Raw genomic sequence first — 19,756 nt, 5'->3', positions numbered from 1 at the left:
GGCGCGGCGGCCCCGGGCAGGGCCCGGAACCGCCACGGCACGCGCCCCGAGACTCCCCGGCGTCGGTGCCGCCTGCCCGCCCCTCAGGGCATGTGCGCCGCCGTGTCCCACAGTTGTGTGGGGCGGCCGCAGCGCAGGGCCTCCCAGGCCGTGCGGCGGTAGCAGGTGGCGACCGGGCTGTCCCGGACCAGTCCCGACGCGCCGTGCAGGTGGACCGCGTCGCGTGTCACGTCCAGGGCCGTTTCCGCCGTCAGGGCGATGAGGCCCGCGGCCTCGCCGGGCGTGAGCCGGTCCTCGTCGAGGTCCTTGGCCGCGTCCCCGACCGCCCAGCGGACCGCGTCGAGACGGGCCAGCAGCCCGGCCACCCGCAGCCGCGGCCCCTGGTGCTTGACCAGCGCCTGGCCGAACTGCTGCCGGCTCCTGATCCGCGAGACCACCGCGGTCAGCGCGGCCGCGGTGATGCCGGCGAGCAGCGCGGCCTGGTGCACGGCCGCCCGCAGCCCCACCCGGGCCAGTGCCCGTTCGGCGGCGATCCCGCGCAGCAGGACGGCCTCGGCGGGCACGCGGGCCTCGTCGAGGACGGCGGCGGCGGTCGCTCCGCCGCCGTGGTCGGGCAGCGGCCGCAACGCGACGCCGTCGGCGGGCAGTTCCACCAGGGCGACGCACGGCCCGTCGGGCCCGTCGGCCAGGACGAGCAGCGAGCCGGGGCCGACGCCGGCGGCGAAGGGCCCGCCGGTGCCGGTCAGGACGATGCCGCCGCTGTCGCCGTCCGGCTTCCAGGTGATGCCGGACCGCACCGCACCGCACGGGTCGGGCAGCCTCCCCGGCACGGCCACCGGGTGCTCACCGGCCCGGATCCGGTCGAGCAGGCTCTCGGTTCCTTCGGGGGCGAGGGGCCCGAGCCCGGACAGCAGGTCGAGGGCGAGGAGGGTGTCGGTCAGCGGGAGCGGCTGCATCGCGTTGCCGCCCTCCTCGCAGACCATCGCGATGACGGCCTGGCCGAGGTCGAGCCCGTCCCGGTCGATGGGCAGCGCGAACTCCCAGGCGCCGACCTGGGTCAGTGCCACCCAGGCGCATTCGGCGGTGCCTCCGGAGTCGAGTTCCAGGCCCTGGCGGACGGTGAGGCGCAGCTGCCGGAAGAGGGTGTCCTCCTCCTCGCGCTCCCGCCACCGTTCGGCGGGCACCCTGCCGCCGGCCTCCTGTCCCGTGGTCGCGCTCTGTGTCACGGCCGTACCTCCGCCCCTGAGTCGAGACGCAGCCGGGCCAGCGTCTCCAGCATCATTTCGGCGGTGCCGCCGGATATCCGCATCCCGGGGGCTTCACGCATCGCCGAGTCCAGTGGGTGTGCCACCCCGTCGACCTCCGGGTCGTCGAGGGTCATGCTGCGGTCGCCGTCGAGTTCGGCCGCCCACCAGGCGACCTCTGCCGCGAGCTCGGTGGTGTACCACTTGGCCGCCGCCGCCTCGTCCTCGTTGAGCTCGCCCCGGTCGAGCCGGGTCAGGACGCGGCGTACGAGCGTGCCGGCGGCGAGCAGCCGGGCGTTGAGCTTGGCCAGGCCGATGTGGTCGTGCTGGCCGGCCTCGAGACGGTCGGTGTGCGCCTCCAGCCGTTCGACGGCGGCGCGGTACCAGCGCAGGGCCTTGACGTAGTAGTCGAGTCCGGTGCGTTCGAAGGCGAGGGTCTTGACGACGATGGCCCAGCCCTGCCCGATGGAGCCGACGACGTCGTCGGCGGTGACGGCCACCCCGTCGAGGGTGACCTCGTGGAAGGCGTCGTCCCCGATGCCGGGGACGGCTCGGATGGTGACGCCCTTCTGGGCGAGGGGGACCAGGAACAGGCTGAAGGCGTCGTCCTCGCCGCGGGCCAGGCACAGCCCGTAGTCGGCGAGTCCGGCGAACAGCGAGTGGACCTTGGTGCCGTACAGCTTGTAGCCGCCGTTGCCGTCGGAAACGGCGCGGGTGGAGAGGATGTTGAGGTCGGAGCCGGCCTGCGGCTCGCTGAAGAGCACGCAGCCGAAGGCGGTCCCGGACGCGAAGCCCGGCAGGTGCCGGGCCTTCATCGCGGGGCTCGCGACGTTGAGCAGGGTGGAGCCGACGATCTGCACGGTCAGGGTGTGCAGCAGGTCGGGCACGTCGTGCATCGCCAGTTCCTCGACGAGGACGGCGGCGGCGACCTGGCTGACTCCGCGGCCGCCGTACTCCTCGGGCCACTGCGGGGCGAGCAGACCGGCCTCCCCCAGTGCCCGGTGGACGGGGCGGGGGTCGCGGGTGCGCCGCGCCGCGGCGACCGGCGCGGACACCAGGACATCGTGGATCTCCTCACGGAGGGCGCGCATGGGCGTACGGGGCACGCCGTCGCCGGAACGGACGAGCCCGCAGTCGGCGGGTGCCCGGTAGAACTCGGTGGTGAGCAACGGATACTCCCAGGGGCTATCGGGTGGTGATCCCGGGGGGGGCGGGTGACGCGGCGGCGTGCCGCAGGACGTCCTCGATGCCGGTGAGCAGCGCGGTCACGTCCTCGGGAGCGGCGGCTTGGCGGTTGAACTCGGCTGTTCCGCCGATCTCGCCGTCGCGTTCGACGAGGCCGAGGCAGGCGAGTGTCGCGGCGGGGTCGGGGCTGTAGAGCTCCAGGTGGCGTGCGGGGGGGCCGGGCAGCTGGTTCACCTCTATTCCGGGGAGGCCGAAGGGCACGGCCGGGTAGTTGTGGAGGGCGAACAGGACGCTGTACGGCTGGGTCCCGTCGGTGAACAGCTCGTCGACCGGGAGCCGCTGGTGGGCGAGCGCGTCGGCGACCGAGGCGCGGGTGCGGTGCAGCAGCTGTGAGAAGGACGGACGGCCCGCCAGATCGATCCTGATCGGGACCACGGTGGTGAACTGCCCCACGGCTCCTTCGAGCTGGGTGGAGAAGCGGCCGGCGGCCGGGGTGCCGACGACGACGTCGGTGCTCCCGTCGCGGCGGGCGAGGACCACCGCGAGGGCCGCGAGCAGCGTCATGAAGGGGGTGGCTCCCTCGGCGGCGCCGAGGGCCAGTCCGGCGTCGAGGGCACTTCCGGGCCCGCGGTCCAGGTGCACCGGCAGGTGTCCGCGCTCGAAGCCGCCGGCGGCACGCGGGGCCGGGGGGACGCCTGCGAACGCGGCCCTCCGGCGGTCCAGTTCGGCGGCGCCGTCCGAGGAGGTGAGCCAGTGCCGCTGCCAGTCGGCGTAGTCGGGGAACTGGAGTTCCGGCGGAGCGAGACCGGCCGCACCGTCCCGGTACCCGGCCGCGAGGTCGGTGAGGAAGACGCCCGACGACCAGCCGTCGAAGACCGCCAGGTGCGAGGCGAGGATCAGCACGTGCTCGTCGGGGGCGAGCGTGAGAAGCCGGAATCGGCTGGTCGCACCGGTCTCCAGGGACAGGGCGGTTTCGGCGCTCTCCGTGACCGCACGCCTCACGGCCTCGTCCTGCTCGGCGGGCGCGCGGCCCGTGAAGTCCGTGCACATGAGCCGCAGGACCGGTTCGTCGTCCACGGTCAGCTGCGGGCGGCCGCCGTCCGGGGCGTCCGCGATCCGGCAGCGCAGGGCCTCGTGGCGGGCGAGCACACCGGTGAGCGCGTCCCGCAGGCGTCCGTGGTCGAGGCGTCCGGTGAGCCGTACGGCGTGCGATCCCGTGCCGGTGCCCGGCCGGGTCTGCTCGCGCCGCCGCAGCCGGGCCTGCAGTGCGGTGGCCGGGACCGGCCCCGCGCCGGAGCGCGGGGCCGGCCGGGCGGTGACGGGGCGCCGCGCGGCCAGGAGCATCCGGGCCAGTTCGCGCTTGGACTCCGGCAGGGCGGCGAGGGCCTGGTCGACCCCCGTGTCCGAGGGAGCGGTCATCAGGCGCCGTCCGGGTTCTGCAGGGACTTGAGCAGGGCGGCCGCCTCGTCGTCGGACATGTTCTCGATCTGGTCGAAGACGGCCAGCAGCCGGTCCTGTTCGCCGGCCGCCTCGGCCTGCGCGGTGCGGACGAGGTCGGCGAGTCCCGCGACGGTGGGCCGGCCGAAGAAGTCGGCGAGCGCGATGTCGATGCCGAAGACGGCGCGGACCCGCGAGACGACGATGGTGGCCTGGAGCGAGCTGCCGCCGAGGGCGAAGAAGTCGCCTTCGACGTCGGGGCTGGACCATTCGAGGATCGGCGTGAGGATGTCCCGGCAGATCTGCTCCTCGATCGCGTCGCGGGGCGCGGTGCCCCCGGCGGCGGCGTGGTCGGTGGGCAGCGGCAGTGCCGCGACGTCGACCTTGCCGTGCCGGGTGAGCGGCAGCTCGTCCAGCACGACGACGACCGGGACCATGTAGCCGGGGAGCCGGGACGCGGCGTAGGCGCGCAGCGCTTCGGCGTCGACGACCTCGGAGGCGTACGCGCCGACCTGCTCGACGGTGACGTATGCGGCGAGCATCTTGTCGCCGCCCGCGGCCGGCTGGGCGAGGGCGACGGCCTGCTGGACGCGCGGGTGGCCGATGAGCACGGCCTCGACCTCGCCCGGTTCGATGCGGTGTCCGCGCAGCTTCACCTGGCGGTCGGTGCGGCCGAGGAACTCCAGGTTGCCGCCGGGCAGCCAGCGCACCAGGTCGCCGGTGCGGTAGAGGCGCTCGGTCTCCGGGCCGTCGGCGTACGGGTTGGTGACGAACCGGTCGGCGGTCAGCTCGGGCCGGTTCAGGTAGCCGCGGGCGACGCCGGGCCCGGCCACGCACAGTTCGGCGGGCACGCCGGGCGGTACCGGGCGCAGCCGGTCGTCGAGGACGAACGCCTGGTGACCGGGCATGGGGCGGCCGATGGGCGGGTTGCGGTCGTAGCTGCCGGTGCAGTCCATGAGGGTGACGGCGACGGTGGCCTCGGTGGGGCCGTAGCCGTTGACGAACCGGCGGTCCCCCGCGGTCCATTCGGCGACCAGCCTGCCGGGGAACGCCTCGCCGCCGACAGAGACCAGCCGCAGGGCGGGCAGCCCGGCCTGGTCGAGGAGGGGCAGCAGCGCGGGCGGCAGCTCCGCGACGGTCACGGCGTCCTCGCGCATCCGGGCCTGGAGGAGGGCCGGGTCGCGGCGTTCGTCGTCGGTGGCGATGACCAGTTCCGCGCCGGCGAGCAGGGTCGTGAAGACCTCGAAGACGGAGACGTCGAAGGTGAGGGGGGCGAAGTGGAGGACGCGGTCGCCGGTGCCGATCTCGTACGCCCTGGCGATGGTGCGGGAGAAGTGGGTGACCGAACGGTGCTCGATCATCACGCCCTTGGGGGTGCCGCTGCTGCCCGAGGTGTAGAGGACGTAGGCGAGGTCGGCGGGGGTCGACGCCGGGGGCAGGGACGGCACGTCGCGCACGGGGGCGGTGGCGCCGGCCGTGACGCGTTCGAGGGGTACGGGCAGGTCGGCGGCGTCGTCGTCGACGAGGGCGTGCCGGACCTTGGCGTCGGCGAGCACGGTCCTGGTCCGGTCGGCGGGGGCCGTGGGGTCGACCGGCACGTAGTGGGCGCCGGCCTTGAGGATGCCGAGCAGACCGGCGACGGCGGCGGGGCCCCGGCCGAGGCGGACGGCGACCGGGTCGCCGTGCCGTACGCCGCGGTCGCGCAGGCGGTGGGCGATGGCTTCCGACCAGCGGTCCAGGGCCGCGTAGTCGAGCGTGGTGGCGCCGTGGCGGACGGCGACGGCGTCGGGCCGGATGGTGGCGCGCTCGCGGAAGGCGCGGTCGAGGGTGGTGGTCCAGGCGGTCTCGTCGAGCGGGCCGCCGCGGGACAGTTCGCGGGCGTGGCGGGAGGCGGCGGGCTCCTCGACGAGGGTGAGGTCGCCGATCCGCATGTCGGGATTCTCGGCCACCTGCTCGATGACCCGCCGGAAGGCGGTCAGGAGCGCGGAGGCGGTGCCGTGCCGGTAGAGGGAGGTGTTGTACTCCAGGGACAGTTCCAGGCCGTCGTTCTCGCCGACGAGGAAGCTCATGTCGAACTTGGCGGCCCCGTCGTGCAGTTGCTCGACGGCGAGCCCGACCCCGGCCGCCTCGGCGGTCTGCGTGCCCCAGCGCCCGAGCGAGGTGAACTCGATCTGGAACAGCGGGTGGCGCAGCGGGTCGCGGACCGGGCGGACGGCGTCGACGACCTGCTCGAACGGCAGCTCGCTGTTGGTGAAGGCGTCCATCACGGTGCCCGCCGTGCGGGCGACCAGCTCGCGGAAGGTGAGGGTGTCACCGACCTCGGTGCGCAGGGTGATCATCTGGACGAAGCAGCCAATGACCCGTTCCAGGTCGGGGTGCGGGCGGGAGGCGCTCGCCGTGCCGACGACGACGTCCTCGGTGTGTGTCCAGTGCCGCAGCAGCGCGTTGAAGGCGGCCAGGAGCGTGGTGAAGACGGTGGTGTCGGAGCTCTCGGCCACCGCGTTCAGCCGGTCGAGCAGTTCCTGTTCGAGGGTGAGTGACAGGCCGCGGCCGTCGCCGCGCGTCTCGGGGGTGCGCGGGTGGTCGGGCATGACCTCGGTGGCCTCGGCGCCGGCGAGCAGTTGCCGCCATTTGTCGGCCAGTGCCCGCCGGTGTTCGGGGTGTTCCAGCTTGGCACGCTGCCAGGCGGCGAAGTCGGCGTACTGGACGGCGAGTTCACCGGCCTCGGGGCGCCTGCCCTGGGCGGCGTCGGCGTAGCAGGAGGTGAGTTCCTCGGTGAAGATGCGGGTGGAGCCGGGGTCCCAGACGACGTGGTGCACCACCCAGAGCAGGATGTGCCGGTCGTCGGCGAGGCGGGCGAGGTGGGCCCGTACGGGCGGTGCGGCGGCGAGGTCGAAGGGCGCCGACGCGCAGGAGGCGGTGAGTTCGGCGAGGTCCCGGTCGGGGTCGTCGCTGTCGCCGAAGTCGCTGGTCTGCACGCCGAGGACGAAGCCGGGCACGGGCTCCTGCCAGGGAACGCCGTCGACCTCGACGAGCTTGCTGTGGAGCACCTGGTGGCGGGCGACGACCGCGTTGAGCGCCTCGTGGAGGGCGGCGCGGTCGAGCGGGCCGTCCAGGCGTATCGCGAGGGCGATGTTGTTGCGGGCCTTGCCCGCCCCCAGCCGGTCGACGAACCACATCTGTTCCTGCTGGAAGGAGGCGCGGGAACGGGGTCCGTGGTCGATGCGCCTCAGTTCGTTGCGCGGACCGACGGCGGCGGTCATCTGGTTGCGCATGCGGCCCAGCAACCGGGAGCGCTGTCCCTGGGGCAGCCGGCCGAGCCGTTCGGCGAGGTCAGACATGGGTTCCTCCGTTGCGGTGCAGGTCGGCCAGCAGCGCGGCGAGCCGGTCGGGCAGGTGCTTGGCGAAGTAGTGGCGGCCGCCGGGGACGACGGCGAGCCGCAGGTCGCGGGCGTAGCGGCCCCAGGCGCGGTGGCCCTGCTCGTAGCCCTCGGTCGCGTCGTCGGCGTCACCGACGATGCAGGTGAGCGGGGTGACGAGAGGGGATGCGTAGCCCTCGGGCGTACGGGCGAAGAAGCGGGCGGCCTCGGTCATGTCGTGCCGGACCATCCGGAGCACGGCGGTCAGGTCGCTGTCGTCGAGGACGCCGTCGAAGCCGTCCATGGCGGTGAGGTAGCCGACGAGGTCGTCGTCGCTGGAGACGCGTTCCATCTCCAGCGCGTACGCGGGGTCCTCCTCCGGGAGGGCGGCGGCGAGGTGGAGGGCGACCGGCCGCAGGCCGTCGCGCTCCAGGACGCGGGTGGTCTCCAGGGCGGAGACGACGCCGGCGCAGTGGCCGTAGACGGCGAACGGTCCGGTGACGGTGCGGGCGATCTCGCGGGCGGCGAGTTCGGCGAACTCTGCGACCGGGAGCATCGGCCCCGGGTTGAGCGGGTCGTGTCCCGGCGGGGACACGGCCAGCAGCTCGATGTGCGGCGGCAGGTGGGCGGCCAGCGGCTGGTAGGCGATGGCGTCGCCGCCGCCGTGCGGGAAGCAGACGAGGGTGAGGGCGGCGGGCCCTTCGGCGGGCCGCGGGGACAGCCGGTGCAGCAGCCGGTGCGGGGCCGGGCCGTCGGCGCTGCTCCCGCCGAGTTCCGTGACGCGGGCGGCGAGGCCCGCGGGGGTGGGGTTGCTGAACAGGTCCACCACGCGCAGGCCGCGGGCCTGCGGCAGCGCCTCGGCGACGGCTCGCACCGCGCGGACGGCGGCGAAGGAGTCGCCGCCGATGGCGAAGAAGTCGTCGTCGGGCCCGACGGCCTCCAGGCCCAGGACCTCGGCCCAGACGGCGGCGACGCGCATGGCGACCGGGTCGCCGTCGGTGGGCGCCGCGGGCGCGGCCGTGTCGGGCGTTGCGGTGTCGGTGGGCGCGGTGACGGCGCCGGCGGCGGGCCGTGCGGTCCGTGGCTCCGGCAGGGCCTTGCGGTCGACCTTGCCGTTGGGGCTGAGCGGCAGCCGGTCCAGGACGACGAGTTCGGCGGGCACGCAGTGCGGCGGGAGCACGGTTCCCAGCGCGCCTCGCAGGGCGGCCGGGTCCGGGGCGGCGCCGTCCTCGGGGACGACGTAACCGATCAGGCGGGCCGAGCCGGCGCCCTGGCGGGCGACGACGACGGCCTCGCGGACCCCGGGCTGCTCGCGCAGGGCGCTCTCCACCTCACCGGGCTCGATGCGCAGCCCGTTGAGCTTGATGCGGAAGTCGGTGCGCCCGAGGAGTTCGATGGTGCCGTCGGGCCGGTAGCGGGCGAGGTCACCGGTGCGGTAGAGCCGTTCGGTGCGGCCGGGTTCGAGCTCGACGTGGACGAACTTCTCGGCGGTCAGCTCGGGCCGGTTCAGGTAGCCGCGTGCCAGTCCGACTCCCCCGAGGTGCAGTTCGCCGGGTACGCCCACGGGGACCAGCCGGTCGGCGGGGTCGAGGATGTAGGCATGCTGGTTGGCCATGGGCCGGCCGTACGGGAGCTTCGTCCAGCCGGGGTCCACCCGCCCGACCCGGTACTCCACGGAGTGGATCGATGCCTCGGTCGCGCCGCCGAGAGCGGCGAACGCCAGCCCCGGGGCGAAGGCGCGGAGCCGGTCCGGCTGGGTGACGGGGATCCAGTCACCGCCGAGGAAGGCGGTGCGCAGCCTCGGCAGGGCGGGGCCGCCCGCGTGTTCGAGCTGGTCGAGGAGAAGCCCCAGCAGGGCGGGCGCCGAGTTCCACACGGTGACGCCGTGACGCTCGATCAGGTCGGCCCAATGGGCAGGGTCCTTGGCGGCGGCGGGGTCGGGCAGGACGAGGGTGCCGCCCGCGGCCAGTATGCCGAGCGTCTCGTACACGCTCATGTCGAAGCTCGGCGAGGACAGCGCGAGGACCGCGTCGCCGGGGCCGATGCCGTAGGAGCGGTTGAGGTCGAGCAGGTTGTTGACGACCCCGCGGTGCTCCAGCGCGATGCCCTTGGGGGTGCCGGTGGAGCCGGAGGTGAAGATGACGTAGGCGAGGTCCCGGGAGGTGACGGGGACCGCCGGACGGGTCGCCGGCAGGCTCTCCAGCACCGGCCGGTCGGTGTCGAGCAGGACCCGGACGGTGTCGGGGCCCAGCGGGAGCCGGCCGATCAGCTCCGCGTCGGAGACGACGATCGGCGGGGCGGCGTCGCGCAGCAGGAGGCCCAGGCGTTCGGCGGGGTACTCGGGGTCGAGGGGGACGTAGGCGGCGCCGGCCTTGAGGACGGCGAGGATCGCGGTGACGAGCCCCGGGCCGCGGCGCAGGCACAGGGCGACGGTCCGGTCCGGTCCCGCGCCCGCCTCGGCCAGGTGGTGGGCGAGGCGGTTGGCCCGCTCCTCCAGCTCCCGGTAGGTGACGGTCCAGCCGCCGAGTCCGCCGCAGACGACGGCGGCGGAGTCGGGGCGCCGGTCCGCGTGCTCCTCGAACAGGTGGTGGAGGCAGGCGTCCTGCGGGAAGGGTGCGCGGGTGGCGTTCCAGTCGTCGAGGGCCGTGCGGCGCTCGGTGCCGGTAAGCAGCGGCAGGGCGGAGATCGGCACGTCGGGCACGGCGACGGCGGCTTCCAGGGTGGTGAGGAAGTGGCCGAGCAGCCGGTCGACGGTCGAGGCGTCGAAGAGTGCGGTGGGGTACTCCACGAGGGCGCGGACGGCGCTGCCGGTGTCGTGGACGCTGATCATCAGGTCGTACTTGGTGGCGCGGGAGGAGAAGTCGATGGGCTCGGTGGCGAGTCCGGCGAGGCCCGGTGCGGTGTCCGGGGTCTCGTCCAGCAGGAACATCACGGAGGTGAGCGGCGGGCGGCTGGGGTCGCGCGGCAGCGCGAGCGCGTCGACGATCAGGTCGAAGGGCAGCTCCTGGTGCGCGTACGCCTGGAGCGTGGTGCGGCGGGTGGCGCGGACGAGCTCGGCGAAGCCCGGGTCACCGCCCGTCCTGATGCGCAGCGGCAGGGTGTTGACGAAGAAGCCGACGAGGTCGCTGAAGGCGGGGTGGTCGCGGCCGGAGACGGAGGTGCCGACGACGATGTCCTCCTGGCCGGTCCAGCGGCGCAGGGTGGCGGCGAAGCCGGCCAGCATCGTCATGTAGAGCGTGGCGCCCTCCGACTTGCCGAACTCCCGCAGCCGCGCGATGAGCCGTGGCGGCAGGTCGATGTAGCGGGAGGCTCCGGCGTGGCCGAAGACGGGCGGCCGGGGCCGGTCGGTGGGGAGGTCGACGGGGGTGGCTCCGTCCAGCTCCTCGCGCCAGAAGCCGGTGAGCTTCTCCAGTCGTTCGCCGCTGATGCGGCGGCGCTGCCAGGCGGCGAAGTCCGCGTACTGGAGGGCGAGATGGGTGAGCGGCTCGGCGGCCGCTCCGACGCGTGCCGCGTACGCGCGCTCGAGCTCGGTGTAGAGCAGGCGCATGGACCAGCCGTCGGTGACGATGTGGTGCAGATTGAGGACGAGGACATGGTCGTCGGCGCCGACGCGCGCGAGCGAGGCGCGCAGCGGTACGGCGCCGGCGAGGTCGAACGGCGCCGAGGCGTCCGCGTCGTAGAACGCGCGGACGGCGGCCTCGTCCGGCAGATCGGTCACCGGCAGCGGCAGCCGGAAACCGTGCAGCACATGGGGCTCGGCCTCGGCGGCACCGGGAACGTCCCGGTAGACGGTGCGCAGCACCTCGTGCCGGTCCACCACGTCCTGGAGGGCGCCGTGCAGGGCCGGCACGTCGAGAGGTCCGCGGATACGGGTGGCGACCGGCACGTTGTAGGCGGGGCTGCCGGGCTGGAGCTGGTCGATGAACCACAGGCGGCGCTGGGCGAAGGAGAGCACGGGCGCCTCGGAGGGATCTCGCGGCGCCGGTTCGGGGTCCTCCCGTACGGCGCCGCGCCCTCCGTCCCGGCCCGCGAGGGCCTGGAACAGTGCCCTGCGGTGCGTCGGCAGTGCGGCTATGCGTTCGGCGAGGGACTCGCTCACCTTGTGCCTCCGTGCGGTCTGAAGGAAGAGGAATACGGCGAGTGGGGCGCGGAGCGCCCCGATGGCCGGTGGGGGCTGCCGGCTGGGGCCGCCGAGGCGGCGGCTCCGGTCAGGCGCGGCGTTCGCGCCGGCACCGCAGTGGTGCGGCGTATGCCCCGGCACCGACGTGGTGCGGCGTGCGGGCCGCCGGCCGGGGTGGTGCGGTCTCCGGGCCGCCGGCCCCGGTCTGGCGGCAGGTGCCCCGAGCACCGCGGTGTGTGCGGCGTGCTGGCCGGCAGCCGCGGTGGTGCGGCCTCCGGGCCACCGGCCGGGGTGGTGGGGCGTGTGCCCCGGCACCGCCGTGGTGGGGCCTGCGGGCCGCCGGCCGCGGAAGGGGCAGGCCGGGGGGCGGCTGCGGAGCGGGTGCCGTGTGGGGCGGCACCCGCTCCGGCGTGGTCCGGTCGGGCTACGCCCCGACCTTGGCGTCGTCCGCCTCGGACTCGGCGGCGGCCGCGCCCTCGGCGGCGTCGGCGCCCGGCATCTCCTTGATCGCGGCCACGGGGCCGCCCAGCAGCGTCAGGCCGCCGACGATGGTGATCGCGCCGGCGACGGCCAGCGCCGCCGTGAGGCCGAAGGCCTCGCCGAGCGCGCCGCCCGCGAAGTAGCCGAGGGACAGGGCGCCGTAGACGGCCGACAGCGCGGCGCCGCTGACGCGGCCCATCTGCTCGTTCGGCGTGATGCCCTGGACCAGGCTGAGGACGTGGATGTCGAACATCGGGGACACGAAGCCGATGACGGCCTGGACCACGATCAGCCCGACGAATCCTGCGACCGCGCCGCCCGTCGGCACCAGGATGTACCCGGCGCCCAGCACGACCGCGGTCAGGACCAGCGTGCGGCCGACCGTGAGCACCTTGGTGACCTGCTCGGACAGCACCGCGCCGACGATGACGAAGACCGACATCACGGCGAAGGCCGCGCCGACCTGGCCGGGGCTCAGGTCGAGGACCTTGTACGCGTACACGATCAGCAGGGCGTCGCCCATGGCGGCACCGAGGTTGACCACGACGTTGGCCGTGAACAGTCCGCGCAGGACGGGGTTGCCGAAGAGGGTCTTCAGTCCCTCCTTCATCTCGGCCTTGGCGGACGCCTTCGTCTCCTCCACCCGGGCCCGGGTGTCACGGTGCCGGATGACCAGCAGGGCGACCAGGGAGACGAGGAAGGTGAACGCGTCCGCGGTGACGGCACGGGCCGCGCCGAGCAGCTGGATCAGCGCGCCACCGGCGCCGGCGCCCACGGCCTCCGCGACACTGCGGCTGATCTGGAGCTTGGTGTTGCCCTCGACGAGGTTCTCCGTGCCGATCAGCTGCGGCAGCCACGACTGGTAGGAGACCTCGAAGAAGGTGGTCAGGACACCGGTGACGCCGGCCGCGATGTAGACGTGCGTCATGGTGACCGAGTCGAACGCGAAGGCCAGCGGGATCGAGCCCAGTGCCGCGAAGCGGCCCAGGTCGGCCACGATCATGACCGTGCGGCGCGAGACCCTGTCCGCGACCAGTCCGGCGACCGGGGCCAGCAGCAGGAAGGGGAGGAAGCGCAGTGCGCCGAGGACGCCGACCTCGAACGCTCCTCCGTCGAGAAAGACGACCGCGAGGGTCGGTAGCGCGAGCAGTGAGATCTTGTCGCCGAAGTTGCTGACGGTCTGCCCGAACCACAGACGATTGAAATCGGAATGCCGACCGAGTGCCATGTCGACGCCCTTTTCTGGTTGGGGACGGAATTGTCGGACGGCACTGACGCTAGGGAGAGCCGGTTTGCGGCCGGTTACGGATCGGGCCGGTGCAAGACCGGTGATGGACTACGTATGAGAGGCGTTGTAGAAGCGTGCGATGTCGGCGCTCTCCCGGGCGATCCCCGCCGAGACCGCGGCGTCGAGCGGCTCGTCCCCGGTGAAGGGCTCCACCACCGGCTCGGCGCCGCGCCGGCCTCCCGACCAGGTGCCCACCGCCCAGCCGTCCACCACGACCGTGGCGCGGATGACGCCGCCGCCGGGCCAGACGCGGCGCTCGTGCTCCGCGGGCACGGACAGGTCTCTGTCGCGGTATCCGACGAGGTAGTTGTCGTACGCCGGCAGCAGCCGCACGTCGCCCTGCGGGATGTCCCCGGCGTCTTCCGGCGGAGGTTCGCCGGCGGCCGCCCAGGCGGCTTTGCAGACGGTCGTCCGCAGGCCCGACCACTGGGTGAAATCCTGTACGTCGCTGGGGCCGTGTGCCGCGCGGTAGCGCCGGGCGAGTTCGGTGACGGCGGCGGGGCCCGTGAGCGGCGGCGGGCCGGAGGCCGGCAGCCAGTCGTCGAGCAGGACGAACGTGGCCTCTCCCCCGCGCTGGGGCCCGTGGCAGATCAGCCCGGACAGCGCGGTGCGGCGGATCAGGTGGAAGGCGGACTGGCCCTTGGACTCCACGCCCAAGGTGCCCAGCCGGTCGGTGAGTTGGGCCCGGGTGAGCGGGCCCTCGCTGTCGACCGCGCTGACGATCAGCTTCGCCGCCCGTTCGCACAGGGCCTCGTCAAGGCCGAGTTCGCGCAGCCGGCGGGCGGCGAGTGCCAGGTAGACGGGGCCGAAGAGGCCGAGCAGCCAGCGGGCGTCGGCCGCCGGCACGAGCTGCAGCGTGCCGCGCATGAACCAGCCGCGGACGGCGCTGCGTTCGGTGTCGGTGGCGTGCCGGACGTCGTCGGCGGTCAGGCCCTGTACGCGGGCGCGCAGGCCGAGGCCGGCGGCCGCGAGGTCCTGCGCCTGGACGGCGAGGACCCGGTCCAGGGCGGCGGCGACCGTCGCCTCGCGGACCCGGCCCCCGATCGCCTGTGCGCGTGCCCGGAGCAGCCGGTCGGCAGTTCGTCGTTCCACGGTCCCCAGTCTTTCATCGTCGGACACCGCACACGGCGGCTCCTGTACACAGGCAGCCGCACAGTCGGCCACTCCTCGCGTGCTCCGGTCCGGGCCGCCTCGGCCCACGCGCAGGGGTAGGCGCCCCGTCCTCACGGCGGCCCGGGCCGCCGTGAGGCACAAAGCACCGCCCGCGGCTCTCGCACGACCGTCGGGCTCCGCGCCGGCCGCCGGAGCAGGCGGGTGGCGCGGAGCCCTCGGCAGTCTGAAACGGCGACGAAGCCGTCCGGTCCCGCCACGGCGGGACAACAGCGGGCCGGCAGTCGTCAGCGCCTGCGGCGCAGCACCGCGTAGTAGCCCGGCAGCAGGAGCGCGTCCGCGTCCGACTGCGGATCGATGGCGTGGAGCTGGATCGCCTCGTCGTCCAGGATCTCCCAGTCGTCCGCCGGGAAGGCGGCGGTGAGTTCGGGACGGGTGAAGCGGTTGGAGTGGCGTACGCCCGCCGCCTCCAGCGGCCCGACCAGGTCCTCGGCGCGGCCGCGCTTGCCGCCGACGAAGCCGAGGTACCCGAAGGAGTTGCTGGAGTAGTCGGGCTCGTGGACGATCAGCACTCCGTCGGGGCCGAGCAGCCGGCCGGCGACCGTTGCGAGACGTGCCCGGGCAGCGCTGTCGAGGACGTGGAAGACGCCGCGGACGAAGATGTTGTACGGCCCCTCGCCCAGGGCGGCGGCCTGTTCGGCGTCGGTCATGTCGACGGCGAGGTACTCGACGTTCGTCACGCCCGCCGCCCGCGCCTCGCGCGCGGCGTGCTCGATCGCGCTGGCGGAGACGTCGACACCCACCACGCGCGGGTAGTGCGGCGCGAGTTCGCGGCTGTAGCGGCCGTTGCCGCAGCCGAGGTCGATGACCGGCAGGTCGGTCCCGAAGTGCGTGCGCGCCTGTCCGAGCAGCCATTGGAACTCCTCGCCGCTGTCGGCGTCCCAGATGACGTCGCCGCCGCGGCCGGTGCGCTCGATCCCGGCCCAGTAGCGCTCCCAGGCGTCGCCGGTGTCGCGTTCCTCGACGGGTTCGGCGGTCGCGCTCTCGTCGCCGGGCGGCGGCGAGAAGCGCTCCCAGATCTCCTCGTCGCCGAGGGCTTCGAGCAGTTCGACGAACTCCCGGAACATCGACTCGATCAGCCCGTCGGGGTAGACGGCGGGCAGGTGGTCCCAGTTGAACGTGAGACCGCCGGCCTTCTCGAAGACCTGGAAGTCCAGCGAGACCTGCGGGGTCTGGGAGATCCCGTACACCGGCACGCCCAGTTCGGTCTCCTCGTACTGCGGCGGGTGGCCGGCGAGGCTCGTCATCACCACGGGCATGGCGGGCGCGAGGGAGCCGCGCAGCTTGGTCAGCTCGCGCAGCACCTGGACGCCGCTGAAGTAGCGGTGCTCCAGGTCGGCCCACAGGCGGCGCTGCACGGCCTGGGCGCGGCCCGCGAAGGTGGTCTCCTGCTGTTCGACGGCGAGCAGCAGGGTGGTCGTGGTGTCCGCCAGCAGGGAGTTGACCTGCGGGTGCAGCGGAAGCCGGTTGAAGAGGGGGAAGTTGATGGTGAAGCGGGCCTGCCCACTGGCGTTGCCGAGGACTTCGGCGTAGGCGGCGGCGAGCACACCGGACGCGGTGACCTTGCGGTCGCTCGCCCGCTCCTGGATACGGTTCCACAGCTCGGCGGGCACGACGTGGCTGAGGCGTTCGAAACGGACGGGCAGCTCGGGGGCGTCCGCCGGCCGTTCGGGCAGCTGCGGGGCGGGCGGCAGGGTGGCGAGGCGGTCGCGCCAGTACCACTCGGAGCGGCGGTAGAGCTCGCTGTCGCGCAGCGAGCTGCCCACGGCCAGCACGTAGTCGCGGAACGTCAGCTCCAGCGGCGCGAGCTCGCTTGACCGGGGCCGTGGCTTGCCCGGTCGGGGGCCGTTGACGGTTGCTGTCCGGTGGGTGGTTTCCACGGGGTCGGTGCCGGGCTCGGTGTAGTAGGCGACCAGGTCCGGGATCAGGACCTGGAAGTAGCTCCAGGCGTCGGCGACGAGGAAGTCGAGGCACAGGTGGATGCGGGCGCGTCCGCCGCCGAGCAGGCTGATCCGCACGTCGAACAGGGGCCAGCCGTCGGCGTCGAGCACCTGGTGCGACAACTGCTCCCGCAGGTCGGCGAGTTCCGCCTCGCGGGCGGCGTCGTCCAGGGAGCCGAGGTCGGTGACGGGGATGGAGTAGTCGGGGATCTCCTCGTACACCTGCTGGGTGCCGTTGGGCAGGATGCGGGTGCGCAGCGCGTCGTGGCGTTCGACGAGCCGGCGCCAGGCGTCCTCGAAGCGGGCGACGTCGAGGTGCTCGCTGTCCCACTCGAAGTAGCCGTGGCAGCCGACGTTGCCGAGCTCGACCAGTCCGCCCCGGCCGATCCACAGGGCCTGCTGGCTCTCGGTGAGCGGGAAGGGCTCGAAGCGGTTGTCCGGGTCGGGGACGATCGCGGCCAGGCCGCCGAACTCGCCGCGCCCGGCGGTGCGTTCGGTGACGATGAGGGTGCCCAGTTCGGCGACGGTCGGGCAGGACGACAGGTCGGAGAGGCTGAGTTCGGTGCCGTAGCGGCGGCGGATCTCGTCGATCAGCTGGAACGCCAGCAGCGAGTGGCCGCCGAGTTCGAAGAAGTTGTCGTGGATGCCGACGCCGTCGGTGCGGAACGCCTCGGCCCACAGGCGCACCAGGCCGTCCTCGATCTCGTTGCGCGGGGGTTCGTATCCGGCGCTGACGGCGTCGCGGGACTCGGGCGGTTCGGGCAGGCTGCGCCGGTCGACCTTGCCGTTGGCCAGGCGGGGCAGCGCGGGCAGGACGACGACGGTGGCGGGGACCATGTAGTAGGGCAGGGTGCGGGCCACGGCGGCCCGGATCCCGGCCGGGTCCGGGGCCGCGTCGCCGTCGGCGGAGACGTAGGCGACGAGCCGTTTGTCGTTGGTCCCGCGCTCGTGGGTGACGACGACGGCCTCGGCGACGCCGTCGAGGCGGGCGACATGGGTCTCGACCTCGCCGAGTTCGACGCGGAAGCCGCGGATCTTGACCTGGGCGTCGGAGCGGCCGAGGAGTTCGACGGCCCCGTCCTCGCGGCGGCGGGCGAGGTCACCGGTGTCGTAGAGCACCGGGTGCGGGTCTCCGGGGACGACGCCGGTACGGAACCTGGCACCGGTCAGCTCGGGGCGGCCGTGGTATCCGGCGGCCACTCCGGCGCCCGACACGTGGAGCCGTCCGACCTCGCCGTCGGCGACCGGGCGGTCCTCCTCGTCCAGCAGGTGCACGCGCATGTTCGCGATGGGCACACCGACGGGCACCTGGCGGGTGGCGCGGATCTCCTCCGGGGTGGCCTGGCTGGTGAAGTCGACGCCGGCGCCGAGGTCGAGGCAGGTGAGGACGTTGGTGGTCTCGGTGGTGCCGTACGTCATGACGACCCGGAAGGGGGTGTCGACGGGCGGCCAGCTGTGCACCCGCTCGGCGGTGGTCACCAGGATGCGCAGCGCGGTGTCCGCGGGCCAGTCGAGTCCCCATACGGGCTCGGCGAGCGCGGCGACGAGCATGGTGTGGGTGATCCGCTCGGCGGCGAGCCAGTCGCGGATCTGCTCGGGCGTCTGCGCCTGACCGGCCTCGGGGATGTGGATCGCCGCGCCCATGGGCAGATACGGCAGCCACTCCATGATCTGTACCGCGAAGCCGGGCGTGGACATCCAGGACGCCCGGTCGCCGGGGCGCACCCCGTAGGCACGGGCGGTCCAGTGGACCAGGTTGGTCAGGGCGCCGTGCCGTTCGAGGACGGCCTTCGGGGTGCCGGTGGAGCCCGAGGTGTAGATGAGGTGGCTGACCGTGTCGGGGCCGGTGACGACGCCGGTCGGCGTCTCCGGCCGGCCGCGGCCTTCGGTGGCGACCTCGGCCAGGGCCACGCCCTCGGGCATCCGGGGGGCGACCTCGGCCGGGGTGAGGACCAGCAGCGGGGCCGCGTCGGCGATCATCGCGGCGAGCCGGTCGTCCGGGTTGACCGGGTCGAGCGCGACGATCGCGGCGCCCGTCTTGATGATCGCGAGGGAGCCGATGACGTAGTCGGCGCTGCGCGGGTAGCACAGGCCGATCCGCTCGCCGGGCGCGGCGCCGTGCGCGATCAGCGCGTGGGCCAGCCGGTTGGTGGCGGCCTCCAGTTCCGCGTAGGTCCAGGAGCGGTCGCCCTGGACGAGGGCGGGAGCGCTCGGGGTGCGGGCGGTCTGCTCGGCGAGCAGTTCGGGGTAGCCGGTGACGGGGAAATCCGTGTCGGTCCGGTTGAAGTCGATCAGTGCGGTGGTCACAGCGCGGCCCTTTCTGCCTGTGCGAAGGCTCGGCTGCGCAGCAGCCGTACCGGGAGACTCCGGATCCCCCAGGTGAAGTTGGACGAGTTGAACAGGGCGGGACCGGTCGGTTCGAAGCCGTCGAACCGGTCGAGCATCTCGGTGAGCAGGGCGCCGAGTTCGAAGCGGGCCAGCCGGGCGCCGAGGCAGAGGTGGCGGCCGTGGCCGAAGGCGACGTGCCGGTTGGGGTGCCGGTCGACGCGGAAGCTGTGCGGGTCGGTGAAGACGTCCTCGTCGCGGTTGGCGGAGACGTTCCACAGCGTGACCCGGTCGCCGGCGGCGATGGGCGTCCCGTTGATCTCGGTGTCGCGGACGGCGGTGCGCAGGGCGTGCACGCCGGGCGTGGTCCAGCGCAGGATCTCCTCGACGGCCGGGGCGATGCCGGCGGGGCCGAGGCCGCGCAGCAGGTCCCACTGGTCGGGGAGCCGGGCGAACATGTGCACCGCGCCGGCGGCGGAGTAGCGGGTGGTCTCGTTGGCGCCGGACAGCACACCGTTGCAGTTGAAGACGATCTCCTCGTCGGTGAGCGGCCGTTCGGTGCCGTCGCCCTCGTCGACGAGGGTGTCGTGGGCGATCTGGCTGACCAGGTCGTCGCCGGGGCGGGCCCTGCGCTCGCCGAGGAGTTCGATGAAGTAGAGGAAGATCTCGGAGTGCGCGCTGCTGCGCACGCTCTCGTCCGGGGAGTCGAACGCGTCGGTGGTGAGCGCCCCGATCCAGGACCAGTCGGCCCGCGGAATGCCCATCATCGCGCAGACCACCCGGTTGGGGAGCTGCTTGGCGAGGTCGATGAAGTCCAGTTCGTCCTGCTCGGCGGCCTCGGCGACCAGCTCGGCGACGACCGTCTCGACGAGGGCCTCCATTTTCGGCATCTGCTGGGGCCCGAACGCCTGGTACAGGGCCCGCTTGAGACGCGTGTGGTGGGGCGCGTCGGAGACGATCAGCATCCGCTGGGTGACGGCGGCGACGGCGGCGGGGTCGCTGCCGAGCCGCATGCCCTGCGCGGAGCTGAAGGTGTCGCTGTCCGCGTAGACGCTCATGATGTCGCGATGCTTGCTGAGCACCCAGAAGCCGTCGTCGCCGCCGGGTTCGGGGTGCCAGTGGACGGGCGAGTTGGCGCGCAGCCAGGTGAAGGCGGACCAGAAGTCGTTGCGGGCGAAGGGCGCCGGGTCGAGCAGGTCGATGTGCAT

General features: G+C 73.7%; 9 protein-coding genes. All 9 read right to left on the bottom strand.

Going from position 1 to position 19,756, the window contains the following annotated elements; genetic code table 11:
• Window positions 1–83 precede the first annotated feature (83 nt).
• Window positions 84–1,226 (bottom strand): acyl-CoA dehydrogenase family protein, encoded by a 1,143-nt coding sequence (locus ACF08N_RS04085; RefSeq protein WP_392323015.1) that lies wholly within the window; start codon window positions 1,224–1,226, stop codon window positions 84–86.
• Window positions 1,223–2,413 (bottom strand): acyl-CoA dehydrogenase family protein, encoded by a 1,191-nt coding sequence (locus ACF08N_RS04080; RefSeq protein WP_392323014.1) that lies wholly within the window; start codon window positions 2,411–2,413, stop codon window positions 1,223–1,225. The genes ACF08N_RS04085 and ACF08N_RS04080 overlap by 4 nt, the downstream gene beginning before the upstream one ends.
• Before the next feature lie 16 nt (window positions 2,414–2,429).
• On the bottom strand, window positions 2,430–3,848 hold the full coding sequence (locus tag ACF08N_RS04075) for a condensation domain-containing protein (protein ID WP_392323013.1): 1,419 nt from the start codon (window positions 3,846–3,848) through the stop codon (window positions 2,430–2,432).
• Window positions 3,848–7,207, bottom strand: coding sequence for an amino acid adenylation domain-containing protein (locus ACF08N_RS04070; RefSeq protein WP_392323012.1), 3,360 nt, complete (start codon window positions 7,205–7,207; stop codon window positions 3,848–3,850). The genes ACF08N_RS04075 and ACF08N_RS04070 overlap by 1 nt, the downstream gene beginning before the upstream one ends.
• Window positions 7,200–11,324 (bottom strand): amino acid adenylation domain-containing protein, encoded by a 4,125-nt coding sequence (locus ACF08N_RS04065; protein ID WP_392323011.1) that lies wholly within the window; start codon window positions 11,322–11,324, stop codon window positions 7,200–7,202. Before ACF08N_RS04065 ends, ACF08N_RS04070 begins: the two co-directional genes overlap by 8 nt.
• Before the next feature lie 445 nt (window positions 11,325–11,769).
• Window positions 11,770–13,053 (bottom strand): MFS transporter, encoded by a 1,284-nt coding sequence (locus tag ACF08N_RS04060; protein ID WP_392323010.1) that lies wholly within the window; start codon window positions 13,051–13,053, stop codon window positions 11,770–11,772.
• Between the two features lie 108 nt (window positions 13,054–13,161).
• Window positions 13,162–14,205: a winged helix DNA-binding domain-containing protein gene (locus ACF08N_RS04055; protein ID WP_392323009.1), complete on the bottom strand. Its 1,044-nt coding sequence runs from the start codon at window positions 14,203–14,205 to the stop codon at window positions 13,162–13,164.
• Between the two features lie 305 nt (window positions 14,206–14,510).
• On the bottom strand, window positions 14,511–18,530 hold the full coding sequence (locus ACF08N_RS04050; RefSeq protein ID WP_392323008.1) for an amino acid adenylation domain-containing protein: 4,020 nt from the start codon (window positions 18,528–18,530) through the stop codon (window positions 14,511–14,513).
• Window positions 18,527–19,756 carry a cytochrome P450 gene (locus ACF08N_RS04045; RefSeq protein WP_392323007.1) on the bottom strand — a complete coding sequence of 410 codons (1,230 nt, stop codon included), beginning with the start codon at window positions 19,754–19,756 and terminating at the stop codon, window positions 18,527–18,529. Before ACF08N_RS04045 ends, ACF08N_RS04050 begins: the two co-directional genes overlap by 4 nt.

The sequence above is a fragment of the Streptomyces sp. NPDC015127 genome (genome assembly GCF_043080095.1).
GTDB lineage: Bacteria > Actinomycetota > Actinomycetes > Streptomycetales > Streptomycetaceae > Streptomyces.
The sequence above is the reverse complement of the archived record's forward strand: the minus strand, read 5'-3'. Positions and strand labels throughout refer to the sequence as shown.